The sequence below is a fragment of the Pseudomonas sp. 18173 genome (genome assembly GCF_050432945.1).
In the GTDB taxonomy this organism is placed as follows: Bacteria; Pseudomonadota; Gammaproteobacteria; order Pseudomonadales; family Pseudomonadaceae; genus Aquipseudomonas.
This window is the reverse complement of sequence record NZ_JBKFTN010000008.1, coordinates 82,157-94,615: the sequence shown is the minus strand read 5'-3', so window position 1 is coordinate 94,615 and position 12,459 is coordinate 82,157. Positions and strand designations below refer to the sequence as shown.

The following is a 12,459-nucleotide window of genomic DNA, read 5'->3' as shown; positions in this document are numbered from 1 at the left end:
GGGGGTTTTTCTTTTTCTAGGTGGAAGTAATGCGCCGTTGCCGTCGCGTGTCGAGCAGATGGACCATGGCGCAAGCGTACAAGGTCACCAGAATGAACAGGCCCATGCGGATGGCGAAGGCGGTGTAGACATCCTTGCCCGCAGCACTGTCCTGTACCGATTGGCCGAGCAGGATGATCAGGGTGGCCAGGCTGTTGAGCCAGAACCCTGGCGGCTGCCGGGTCCGGGCCAGGCCGTAGAGTTTCCTGGCCACCAGCAAACCGAACAGCAGCATCCACAGAAAAAACATCCACAGGTTGACGAACAGGCTCAGCGCGCACCAGAAAACAATCGCCATCAGGCCACCGAGCAAGGTCGAGCCGAGTAATTCCTGGCCGGCGGTGCGGGCGCTGGTGGCGCAGCTTTGTTGGCCGAGGCTGACGGCTTTCATGATGATCGGCAGGTAGCTGGCCGGGTCGACCATGGCCAGCAGGAAAGTCGGCAGCACCACCAGTGTGGCACGCAGCGCCAGCCAACCGCTTTCGGTTGGAGAAAGGCTCGGGCCGGGTTTGGCCGCGGGGGCGCTGGCGGGGTCGGGAAACAGCCAATGACTGATGGTCAGCGTCGTGACGGCCAGGAACAGGCCCTTGACCAGGGCCACGATCACCTCAAGCGCCAAGGCGAATTCAGCGGTTCCGGCCGCACTGATCAAGGTCAGGCCCACCACCAGGAAAGTCGCCACCAGCGGGTTGCCGCCACGCAGGCCATAACCGAAGGCCAGGAACAGGCATAGCCCTACCAGCAGCACACCACTGAGCGGGTAGTAACGCAGCAGGGGAATGAGCAGCAGGCCGGTCCCGGTGGTCAGCATAAGGATCAGGATCAGACCCAGGCTGGCCTTGAACGGTAACGGTCGGTTCATCGCTGCCAGCATCATCAACGCCAGCATCGGCGCGAGGAACGGTATAGGCAAGGCCAGACCGAAGCTCGCTGCCAGACACAGCGCCGTACCGAAACCAAGGCGCAAGGCGCGTTGAACGCGGGCCGGGCGCTCAGTACGCATAGGACATCCAGCTCATCAGGCGCAGGAACAGGCGACCCGGAATATTCAGCAGGTTACCTTCACTCGGGAACGCCATGACTTCGGCCTGGCCGCCGGCACGGATGCTCTGCGGACTGCTCAGCTCACCCGGTTCGAACTCGATGATGACCGGAAATCGCTGGGCAGGGCGTAGCCAATCGCGGCTGTTCTCCACTTTCGGCAGGCTGCCCGGCTGGGTGCTCTGACCGACTTCGACGCCATAGCCGACGCTGCGCACATGGCCTTTGAAAACTTTCCCCGGCAGCGCGTCGAGGACGATGGACACCGGCGTCCCGGGCTGGACACTTCCCAGGTTGTTTTCGGTCATGTCGGCGCTGATCCAGACATCGTGGATGGCGATCAGGGTCATTACCGGCGCACCGGCGGCGGCGAACTGGCCGACATCGGTGCGCAAATCGGTGATCAGGCCGGCCGAGCGCGCGTGGACTTTCGTGTTGCTCAAGTCCAGCTCGGCTTTTTCAAGGTTGCTGGCGGCACTGAGCAACTGGGCGTTCTCTGCTTCATTGCCACCCTGTTGTTCGCGTGCACGTTGCACCTCGGCCTTGGCTGCGGCGACCTGGCTGATGGACTCTTCCAGGGTAGCGCGGGATATTTCCAGGCGTCGCAGCGAGATGGTGCCAGGGTCTTCGCGGTAAAGGCGTTCGAGCCGCTGGATGTCTTGGCGCGCCTTGAGCTCATTGGCTTGGGACGCGCGCAGGGACGCTTGCTTGGAGTCAATGCCGGCGGTGTTGGCGCCCACCTGGCGACGGGTCGATTCAAGGTCGGCGCGGGCACGATCGACGGCGATCCGGTACTGCTCCGGATTGACCTCAAACAGCAATTCACCGGCCTTGACGTCCTGGTTGTTGCGCACGTGCACCTGGGTCACACGACCGGAAACCTCAGCCGCCACTGGCACAATAAAGGCCTGTACCCGTGCCTGTTGCGTGTAGGGGGTGTAACGGTCGGCCATCAGGTACCAGACCAGGCTCAGGATGATCAGCAATATCACCCAGTTGATCGCTTTTTTGGCCGGATCGGCGGCGGGTGCCGGGGCTTTCTCGTCGACCGGTTGTTGACTGTCACTCATGGGCACTTTCCTTCGGTTCGTCGAGCAGATCGCCCCAATCGGTTCGTTGTTGCATCTGTTTGCGGGTGGCCGGGTCGATCATCGGCTGGTCGCTGTACCAGCCACCGCCCAGGGCCTTGTACAGGGCGATCAAGCTGTTGACGGCGGTGCCACGGTTGACCAGGTAGATATCCTGTTGGGCAAACAGGGCGCGCTGGGCATCGAGGACGCGCTGGAAGTCCGAATAGCCTTCGCGGTATTGGGCATTGGCCAGGGTCACCGAACGTTCGGCGGCCACCGATGCATCGCTGAGGATCCGGTCGCGCTCCAGTGCCTTGATCAAGCCGGTCGCGGCGTCGTCAGCCTCGCGTGCCGCCTGGCGCACGCTGTCCTGGTAGATAACGATCAACTGCTGCAAGCGTGCATCCTGCACGCGAACGTTGTTGGTGATCCGGCCATGGTCGAAGATGTCCCAGCGCAGGCTGGGGCCAGCCACCAGGTCGAGGGTATTGGACGCTCCGTTGAGCGAGCTGGCGGACCAGACGATGCTGCCCAGCAGGCTGATGGACGGGTACAGGTCGGTCTCGGCCACGCCGATCAACGCTGATTGCGCCGCCACTTGCAGCTCGGCAGCGCGAACATCAGGACGCCGCACCAGCAGGTTGGCCGGCACATCCTGCAGGACCGCGGTATCGAGCAGCGGCACCACGCCGGTGTTGCGATCCAGGTCAGGGATCGAGCCGGGTGGCTGGCCGATCAGGGTGGACAACGCGTTACGCAGACTCGCCACCTGACTCTCGAAATCCGGAATGGTGCTCAGGGTGCCCAGGTACTGGGTCTTGGCCTGTTGCAGATCGAGTTCGGCTTCGGCCCCGCTTTTGAACAGGCGCTCGGTGATCTCGTAGCTGCGTTTTTGCAGTTTGGCGTTACTGCGGGCGATCTGCAGGCGCGCCTCGGCGGTGCGCAGGGCGTAGTAGGTTTGCGCCAGTTGCGCGTGCAACAGCACCAGGACATTTTCGTAGTTGGCCTGGGCGGCAAACCAGGACGCGTCGGCTGACTCGATGGCTCGGCTGAAACGCCCCCAGAAATCCAGCTCCCAACCGATATCGAAACCGGCACTGTATTGCCAGAAATGCGTGTCCTGAGGGTTGGCCCCGCCCGATTGCCGACGGTTCACGTACAGGCTGTCGGCGCTGGCCTGCTGCAATTGCGGGTAGCGCCCACTCAGGGCAATGCCCAATTGTGCGCGGGACTCCATGACCCGCAGGCCAGCGACCTGCAGGTCGGCGTTGTGGGCATCGGCTTGGGCAATCAAGTGGTCCAGGACCGGGTCGTCGAACACATGCCACCATTGGCGGCTATCCGGTTGTGCGCGTTTTTGCCCGGCGATTTCCAGGGCCGGGCTGTTCCAGTGTTCGACCCAGGGCTGGGCCGGAGACTGGAAATCCGGACCCAATTGCACGCACCCCCCCAGGACGGCGGTCCCACAGATCAGCAGCCGGCTGATGCGAGCAGGGCATGGCATCAAGCGCAAACTCCTCAGAGGGGACGCTGCTCGTTCTTTGCCTCGATTTGCGGTGTTTCGTTCAATGCCTCGATCAGAGGGGGCTCGTTCTGTACCTCGGCAGACGGTTGGTCCTGGACCCATTGCCAGAACAGTTGGTAGCCCACCGCCAGCGCTACCGGCCCGATGAACAAACCAATGAAGCCGCCGCTCACCATGCCGCCCAGGGCGCCGATGAGAATCACCGGCATCGGGACATCGACGCCACGACCCAGCATCAATGGCTTGAGGACGTTGTCGGCCATCCCGGCAATCAGGCTGTAGATGCAAAACACGATGGTGGCCAGGCTGGTCCCTTCAGTGGCGAAGACATAGGCGATCACCGGAAGGGTCACCAGCAGCACTGGCAATTGCATGATCCCCATCAGCAGCGCAACCATCGCCAGCAGGCCGGCACCGGGGACGCCCATGAGCACGAAGCCCACACCTACCAGCAGCATCTGGATAAACGCGATGCCCACCACGCCTTGGGCGACCGCGCGGATGGTTGCCGTGCACAACTCGGTAATGCGTGGGCCGCGCTCAGGACCGGAAAGGCGCGAGGTGATGGCCAGTGCGCTTCTTTCGCCGTTTTCGCCATAGGCCATGAGCACACCGGCAATGATCAGTGCACCGATGAACAACAGGAAGCCCACGCCAACGTCGGCCATTTTGCCCAACAAGGTCAGGCCGACGGACTTGATATACGGCATCAGCTTCATCAGCACGCTGCTCATGTCGGTGGCGGCTTGCATCCAGTAGCCATAGAGCGGCTTGCCAATGAGTGGCAGGGAAGCGATTTTTTCGCTGGGCAGCGGAATCTGCAGCGTATCGGACTTGAGGATTGCCAGCGCGCCCTGTACCGACTCACTGATCGAGGTGCCCAGCAGGTAGATCGGCACCATCAGCAGGGCCAGGGCGACCACCACGATAAGCGTGGCGGCATGCCCGTCCTTGTTGACCAGCTTGCGCTTGATGAGTGCATGCAGCGGATACAGGGTAATGGCCAGTATCATCGCCCAGAGCATGAGGTTGAGGAATGGGTGGAAGATCTGGAAGCAGAACAACACCAGCACGGTAATCAGCCCGGCGCGTATCAGTACATCGAGCAGACCACCGGACAGTGCTCTTGCGGAAATGTTTGTGCGCAACATTTTCGAACTCCTTTCGGTGTCACCAGGTTAGCCAGCCAGTTGAAGTTCACTTTTCCCACTCAATGAATTCTGGAAGCTGCATCGGTGGGCAACTGTCCAGGCGCCAGTAACTAACGCCTTATTTCATATAGGGAAAATTCAACGAGGTACCTACCAAGACTAAATAGGTAACAAGATGGTTTGTAGTATAGGAGCAGTCGTATATTCCGCCTGTTTACACAGGCTGGAACACTGCTGCAGTGGATGGCGACCGCTGTCGAGTCAATGCCTGAAAACGAATGAAAAGCCGAGCCAATGGCGTTTTCTCCAGGTCAGGCACTAGCCGTTGCAGCGGGCGGCTGCGGATAATTGCGAACAGCCGCACCCGTCGCAAGAAAATAATCCTCAATAATTATCAATATCCCCAACTATGTTGTTGAACGCCTGTACTTAACATTCGGGCCTTCGGTTGTGATTTATCTCTCTGAAATGAGGACATGCCCATGGACCGCTTCCAGGAAATGCAGGTCTTCGCTGCCGTCGCCCAGGAACAGGGTTTTTCGGCGGCGGCGCGGCGTCTGGGTCTGTCGGCGGCCAGTGTCACCCGAGCGGTGGCGGCGTTGGAGACGCGCATTGGCACGCAACTGCTTACACGTACGACGCGCAGTGTGTATTTGACTGAGGCCGGCCAGCGATATCTGGAGGACTGTCGCAGAATCCTCGCCGAGGTGCAGGAAGCCGAGGACTCGGCAGCGGGCAGCCACATCCATCCTCGTGGACAACTGACCATCACCGCTCCGGTTTTGTTTGGCGAGCTGTTTGTCACGCCGCTGATGGTGAACTACCTGACGCAATTCCCTGAAGTCTGCATCAACGCGTTGCTGGTGGACCGGGTGGTGAGCGTGGTCGAGGAGGGCGTCGATGTGGCCATCCGCATTGGCGAACTCCCAGACAGCAATCAGCATGCGATCCGCGTGGGTGACGTGCGGCGGGTGATCTGCGCATCGCCACGGTTTCTCGCCAGCCATGGCCGGCCCAGGCATCCACAGGAGCTGGCCCAGGCGCCGATCATTGCGACATCGGCCATAGGCCAACTGCGGAGTTGGCCATTCATTGAAGACGGTGAAACCTTGAGCGTACGGGCTGAACCGCGGCTGGTGGTGACGGCGAATCAGGCGGCCATCACGGCGGCCAGTTTGGGATTGGGTTTCACGCGGGTGCTGTCTTATCAAGTCGCGAGCAAGGTGGCTGCCGGAGAGCTGGAAATCATTCTGGCGGACTTCGAACTGCCGCCGTTACCCATCCATGTGGTCTATCAAGGTGGACGTAAAGCACCGGCCCGGGTGCGCAGTTTTGTTGATTTCGCGGTGAACACGCTGCGTGAGCATCCGGCGCTCAAACGATGAGTTATTTCACCCGGTGAAATAATGGATTGCGTTTGCTGGTGATTCTGTTGTTTTGGTCGAGGGTAGAAGATACGTCCCATCTTTCCCCGAACAGCACCACTCACCCGAGGTGTCGACCATGCAAGCGATCAAACTCTACAACTTCCCACGTTCCGGCCACGCTCATCGTGTGGAGTTGATGCTGTCCCTGCTGAAATTGCCGACCGAACTGATCTTCGTTGACCTCGCCAAGGGCGAACACAAGCAACCGGCGTTCCTGGCGCTCAATGCATTCGGCCAGGTGCCGGTGATCGATGATCAGGGCGTGGTGTTGGCGGACTCGAATGCGATTCTGGTTTACCTGGCGCAAAAGTACGGCAACGGTCGCTGGCTGCCAGCCGATCCGGTGGGTGCCGCCAAGGTCCAGCGCTGGTTGTCGGTGGCTGCCGGTCCGATTGCCTTCGGTCCTGCCCGGGCGAGATTGATTACTGTGTTCGGCGCGCCCTACAACGCAGAAGAAGTGATTGCCTACGCCCACACCGTGCTCAAGGTGATCGATCACGAACTGGCCAATACGCCGTATCTGGCTGGCAGCGAGCCGACGGTGGCCGACGTCGCGGCCTACAGCTACATCGCCCATGCGCCCGAGGGCAATGTGTCGCTGGACGGGTACGCCAACATTCGCGCCTGGCTGGCCCGCATCGAAGCCTTGCCGGGTTTTGTCGGCATGCCACGCACCATTGCCGGCCTGCAAAAAACTGCCTGATGCCAGCGGCCCGGAGTTGCCGGGCCGCCCCGTTCTGCGCCAGTGGCGCAGGGGAGAATCCGTATGGACCGTTCACCCTGGCATGCCGGCGAGAAACAATTGCAGGCGCATGTAGGCGTTGCCGAACGAATGGAGGTGTTTGGTCGTAAGGTGATTCGTAGCGAAATGCCGGACCAGCACCGCACGTTCTATCAGCAATTGCCGTTCATGCTGTACGGAGCGGTGGATGCCGACGGTCATCCCTGGGCCAGTATCCTTGAAGGCCAGCCCGGTTTCGCTCACTCGCCAGAACCGGGCCTGCTGCAATTTCGCAGCCTGCCTGCCCATGATGATCCAGCGCAGTTGAGCGACGGCTCGGCGATCGGCCTGTTGGGCATCGAACTGCATACCCGCCGTCGCAACCGCATCAATGGGCATGTCCGCGCCATGACAACCGGCGGTTTCGCGGTGACGGTGGATCAGTCCTTCGGCAATTGCCCGCAATACATTCAGTTGCGCCAGTTTCACTCGGTGCCACTGGCCGACCCTTCGACGCGAGTCGCGCAACATTTCAGCGAACTGGACGACGCGGCCAAGGCCATGATCGCCGAAGCGGACACGTTCTTCGTTGCCAGTTATGTGGACGTCGATGGCGAACGCTCGGTGGATGTGTCGCACCGTGGTGGCCAGACCGGTTTCGTACGGGTGGAAGGCAATCGCCTGACCATCCCGGACTTCGCCGGTAACCTGCACTTCAACACCCTGGGCAATCTGCTGCTCAATCCCCGGGCCGGGTTGTTGTTCATCGACTTCAATACCGGTGATTTGCTGCAGCTCAGCGGGCGGACCGAAATCATCCTGGAGGGCCCGCAGGTCGAGGCGTTCCAAGGGGCCGAGCGCCTGTGGAACATCGATATCGAGCAAGTCGTACGGCGCCCGGCTGCCCTGGCGTTGCGCTGGCGCTTCGACGGCGTATCACCCACCAGTTTGCTCACGGGCACATGGGAGCAGGCCACCGCGCGTTTGCAGGCCAAGGCCCTGGGCGATCAATGGCGGCCGTTGCGGGTGGCGCGGATTGAAGCGCAAAGCCACAACATTCGTTCGATTTACCTGGAGCCCGCTGATGGAGCCGGGTTGCCACTGTTTCAGGCCGGGCAGCATTTGCCCCTGCGCTTCAACATTGACGGTGATGTGCACATTCGCACGTACAGTTTATCGAGCGCGCCATCCGACGATTTTTTCCGCATCAGCGTGAAGCGTGACGGGCAGGTGTCTACGCATTTGCATGAGCAGATTCGGGTTGGCGACCTGCTGGAGGCGCGGGCGCCGCAAGGGCATTTCACCGTGGCGCCCCATGAGCGTCGGCCACTGGTGTTGCTGGCGGCCGGGGTGGGCATCACACCTCTGTTGTCGATGCTGCGGGAGGTGGTTTACCAGGGTTTGCGCACACGCCGTATCCGCCCGACATGGTTTATCCAGAGTTCGCGCACACTGGCCGACCAGCCGTTTCGCCAGGAACTGGATCGCTTGCTCGAAGACGCCGGTGACGCGGTGCGGGTCGTGCGTTTGCTCAGCCAGCCGGAAGCCGAAGCGATACAGGGAGAGGACTTCGACCTCCGTGGGCGGATCGACGTCGCGCTGCTCAAGGATCTGCTGACAGTCGAGGACTACGATCAGCCGGATTTTGTCGTCTGTGGTCCCGGAAGTTTTACCCAGGCGCTGTACGACGGCCTGCGCGAACTGGACATTCGCGACTCGCGGATTCACGCCGAAACATTCGGCCCGTCCACCTTGCGCCGGCGCCCCGACCCCGATGCGGTGGTCATCGAGCAACCGCCAGCCGCTACCACGTCAGTGCCGGTAGTGTTCCAGCGCTCAGCCAAGGAAGCGCGCTGGCAGCCGGAGGGCGGCAGCTTGTTGGAGTTGGCGGAAAGCCGTGGCCTGCGTCCGGAATTCAGTTGTCGCGGTGGCTCCTGCGGCACCTGCAAGACGCGCTTGATCAGCGGTCAGGTGCATTACCCGCTGCCGCCGGCAGAGGTGCCGGATGACGGACACGTGCTGATTTGCTGTGCGATTCCGGCGCAGGGAGCGCAGCCGTTGGTGCTCGATATCTGAAGCAAGCGTGCAGGCGAACATTGCCCGCCGGTCGATGGCTGAGTAGGGTAGGGGCAGAACGATCAAGGGCCGTATAGGCCCTTTCTGCATTTCAGGAACAGGCTTTTTAATGGTTTTTTTCACTCGCTCGATCGCCTTGCTGATGGTGCTGGCGCTGACCACAGGTTGCGAAAGACAGGACGCACCACCGCTGGATCAGCAACTCTACGTCTGGCAGCGGCAGTGGACGCCGGCCCACGACGTCGCCCTCAGGGACAGCCGCGCAGACTTCTCGACATTGCGGGTGCTGGCCTTGCAGGCCTTCCCCAACGCGGGCTGGAGCCGAGCCCGGGTGGATTGGCAGTTGCTCGAGCGCGACGGCCGGCCGGTGATTGCGGTGGTTCGCCTGGACGGGCAGCTCAAGGCGCTGGATCAGGACGAGATCACAGCGCAAATCCGTCGGGTGATCAGCGATTGGCAGGGACAAGGCCTGAACCTCGCGGGCGTGGAAATCGACCACGATGCGGGTAATGCCCGGCTGCCGGCGTACCGCGAATTTCTCGCGTATTTGCGCGAAGCATTGCCGCCTTCGCTGCCACTGAGCATCACCGCATTGCCGTCCTGGCTCGACAGCCGCGAACTGCCGGCGTTGTTATCCACAGTCGACAGCAGCGTGTTGCAAGTGCACGCGGTGAGCGATCCGCGTCGAGGTTTGTTTGATGCCGATCAGGCCCGGCAATGGGCGAAGGCCTGGAGCCGCGTCACGACTAAACCTTTCTATCTGGCGCTGCCGGCCTATGGCGTGGCGTTGCTGCCGTCGGCGGGCGGTGCGCCTGTTGTGGAAAGCGAAGTGACCCTGGAGCGTGAAGGCCTGCGCCAGGAATTACTGGCCGACCCTCAGTCATTGCGCACCCTCGGCAGCGAACTGCGTGCCGATCCACTGAAACATCTGGCGGGCCTGATCTGGTTTCGCCTGCCATTGGCCAACGACCGCCGGGCCTGGAGTCTGACCACCTTGCGCGCCGTGGCTCGTGGAGATGTCCTCGACAGTCGATTGACGCTGAAACTCTCGGCCGACAATGGCCTCTATGACATCGGCATCAGCAACCAGGGCAACCTCGACAGCGCCTGGCCCGAACGCCTGACACTGGCGGTCAGTGGTTGTGAGGGGGCCGACGCCCTGGCCGGTTACTCGTTGCAACAGCGCCCGGATCTGCTTACCTTCACCCGCCTGCGCGACGGCCGGATACCGGCCGGCGGACAGCGTGCCATTGGTTGGGCTCGCTGCGCACACATTGATCAAGGAGGTTCGAATGTTCACCCGTAACTGGCCGCGTCATTTACTTTGCCTGAGCCTCAGCCTGCCGCTGGGTTCGGCACTGGCCTGCGGCCCGGACTTTCCCATGCGTCTGCTGGATAACCGTGGCCAGTCGCTGGCGGAACTGCCGGAAGGCAACTTCGGCTTCGAAATCAACCGCCTTGGCCACGCCATCAAAGGATTGAAGAATGTCACCGCAGGCGTCCACTACGGTGATGAACCTGACCTGGTAGCACAGCGGGATCTGGCCGAGCAGGCGGGACTTTCCGCTGAGCAACAAGTATTGGTGAAACACCTGCGCAGCCTGACCGATGCCCGTCAGGTTGAAACCGAAGGGGCGCAACTGCCGCCTGAGCTCAGGTTGTACCTGGCGGGCGCCGTGGCATTTGACGTGGGTGATACGGCCCTGGCTGCCGGGTATTTCAAGAAAGTGCTGGCCTTGCCCGCAGAACAACGGGCTGCGCGCAGCACCTGGGCGGCGTATTCGCTGGGGCGCGCGTTATTTGCCATGAGCGTCGAAGTCGATGCGAGTCCCGATTTGCTCGAACAATCGCGCAAGGCCTTTGAGCAAACCCGGCAACTGAGCATCGACGGCTTCAGCGATCCACTGGAACTGGGTGTCGCCAGCCTCGGCGAAGAAGCGCGGGTGGTGCGCACCGCCGGGGACTGGAACCGTGCCGTCGAGTTGTACGCCACGCAAAATCTGCACGGCTCCACGGTGGGCCATGACTCGCTCAAGCAATTGATGACGGACTTGATGGCGCTGCCGGATGATCAAGTAGCCGAGTTGCTCAAGGGCCAGCCGGTGCAGCAATTGGTGACGGCGTCGCTGATCAGTCGGTTGGGTTGGTCATTCGGCGATCAACCCGCCAACGAACAGAAAATGATCAAGCTGCTGCAAAACAGCACCCGTGGCAGTCTCGAAAACGCCGACCGCCTGGCGGCGATGAATTATCAACAGGGCGACTACGCCAGCGCCAAGGCTTTCCTCGAACATGCCGGCGATGGCGGGTTGGCCTGGTGGCTGCGGGCAAAACTGGCGGTGCGCGAGGGCGATAAAACCGCGGCCGCCGCAGCCTATGCCAAAGCGGCACAGGCCTTCCCGCAGAATGAATCCTGGGGCGGGCGACGGACCCCGGACTACGATTACGAAACGCTGCAGCCCAAATGCCGTGTCGAGGGTGAGAGTGCGATCCTGGCCCTGCAACGCGGGGATTACCTGCAAGCCTTCGATCAGTTGTATCGCAGTAAAAGCATTTACTGGTTCGACGCCGCCGCCGTGGCCGAGCGCGTGTTGACCCTCGAAGAACTCAAGCACTACGTCGACACACAAGTGCCGGCCCCGCCGCCGCTCAGCCAGCAGGACCGCGACAACTACGTACCCTTGCCGGTTGCGGCGAGCCTGCGCAATCTGTTGGGGCGGCGCTTGTTGCGCGAAGGGCATTACGAGCAAGCGCTGCCTTACTTCGACAATGACGGCTTGCGACACAAGGCCAGGTTGTATGGCGAGCAACGTCTGGCGGCCGATTCGGCCTGGTGGCCGACCCGTCGCGCCGCTGCGCTGTTCAATGCAGCCTGGACGGCACGCGAGTGGGGCATGGACATTCTGGGCTATGAAATGGCACCGGATTACGCCACGTTCGGCGGTAACTACGTTCTCGAAAACGCCGAACTCAAGGTCGGTCCATTGGTGGCAGAGGACGAAGTCAAACGTCAGCAGGCCAGCGCTGCCCAACCTGACCAGCGTTACCACTATCGCTTCGTGGCCACGGCGCTGGCGAGCAAGGCGGCAGATAACCTGCCTCACACCAGCCAGGCGTTTGCGGCGGTGCTGTGCGAGGCGTCGGGGTGGAACAGCAGCCTCGAGGAGCAAAGTGCGATTTATCAGCGTTATGTCAAAGAAGGGCCTTACGTGGAATGGGCCGCCGATTTCGGTCACCAGTGCCCGTATCCCGACTTCGAGAACGCCGACAAGCGCTACGTGACCCAAGTCACCGACGCTGCGCGTTCGGCCTTGCGCCCGTACAAGACGCCGCTACAGGTCGGTAGCGTAATGGCGGTCGCGGCTGCCGCGCTGTGGTTGTTCAATCGCCGCCGCAAGTCGCAGTGAGG

Annotated in this window: 9 protein-coding genes; 5 read left to right on the top strand and 4 right to left on the bottom strand. The window is 61.7% G+C overall.

Features of this window, described 5'->3' with window-relative positions; translation table 11 throughout:
* Positions 1-16 precede the first annotated feature (16 nt).
* Genes ACLD1X_RS11510 through ACLD1X_RS11495 form a run of 4 tightly spaced genes read right to left on the bottom strand, consistent with a single transcriptional unit; the run spans position 17 to position 4,826 of the window.
* Positions 17-1,042 carry a DUF2955 domain-containing protein gene (locus tag ACLD1X_RS11510; protein ID WP_429367691.1) on the bottom strand — a complete coding sequence of 342 codons (1,026 nt, stop codon included), beginning with the start codon at positions 1,040-1,042 and terminating at the stop codon, positions 17-19.
* Complete coding sequence (locus tag ACLD1X_RS11505; protein WP_429367689.1) at positions 1,032-2,150, bottom strand: HlyD family secretion protein; 1,119 nt, start codon at positions 2,148-2,150, stop codon at positions 1,032-1,034. Before ACLD1X_RS11505 ends, ACLD1X_RS11510 begins: the two co-directional genes overlap by 11 nt.
* Positions 2,143-3,654: an efflux transporter outer membrane subunit gene (locus ACLD1X_RS11500; RefSeq protein ID WP_429367687.1), complete on the bottom strand. Its 1,512-nt coding sequence runs from the start codon at positions 3,652-3,654 to the stop codon at positions 2,143-2,145. The genes ACLD1X_RS11505 and ACLD1X_RS11500 overlap by 8 nt, the downstream gene beginning before the upstream one ends.
* Positions 3,655-3,668: 14 nt before the next feature.
* The gene (locus ACLD1X_RS11495; protein WP_429367685.1) at positions 3,669-4,826 is read right to left on the bottom strand and encodes an AI-2E family transporter; all 1,158 of its coding nucleotides are present in this window, start codon (positions 4,824-4,826) and stop codon (positions 3,669-3,671) included.
* Positions 4,827-5,308: 482 nt separating this feature from the next.
* On the opposite strand from ACLD1X_RS11495, the gene ACLD1X_RS11490 reads away from it, so the two are divergent.
* The 5 genes from ACLD1X_RS11490 to ACLD1X_RS11470 all read left to right on the top strand — a co-directional run bounded on the left by ACLD1X_RS11490 (position 5,309) and on the right by ACLD1X_RS11470 (position 12,457).
* Positions 5,309-6,211: a LysR family transcriptional regulator gene (locus ACLD1X_RS11490; protein WP_429367683.1), complete on the top strand. Its 903-nt coding sequence runs from the start codon at positions 5,309-5,311 to the stop codon at positions 6,209-6,211.
* Between the two features lie 118 nt (positions 6,212-6,329).
* Complete coding sequence (locus ACLD1X_RS11485) at positions 6,330-6,956, top strand: glutathione S-transferase family protein (protein ID WP_429367681.1); 627 nt, start codon at positions 6,330-6,332, stop codon at positions 6,954-6,956.
* 63 nt (positions 6,957-7,019) lie between these two features.
* Positions 7,020-9,050: a pyridoxamine 5'-phosphate oxidase family protein gene (locus tag ACLD1X_RS11480; RefSeq protein WP_429367679.1), complete on the top strand. Its 2,031-nt coding sequence runs from the start codon at positions 7,020-7,022 to the stop codon at positions 9,048-9,050.
* Positions 9,051-9,159: 109 nt separating this feature from the next.
* On the top strand, positions 9,160-10,356 hold the full coding sequence (locus ACLD1X_RS11475; RefSeq protein ID WP_429367677.1) for a DUF3142 domain-containing protein: 1,197 nt from the start codon (positions 9,160-9,162) through the stop codon (positions 10,354-10,356).
* Positions 10,343-12,457, top strand: coding sequence for a hypothetical protein (locus tag ACLD1X_RS11470; RefSeq protein ID WP_429367675.1), 2,115 nt, complete (start codon positions 10,343-10,345; stop codon positions 12,455-12,457). The genes ACLD1X_RS11475 and ACLD1X_RS11470 overlap by 14 nt, the downstream gene beginning before the upstream one ends.
* Positions 12,458-12,459: the final 2 nt, after the last annotated feature.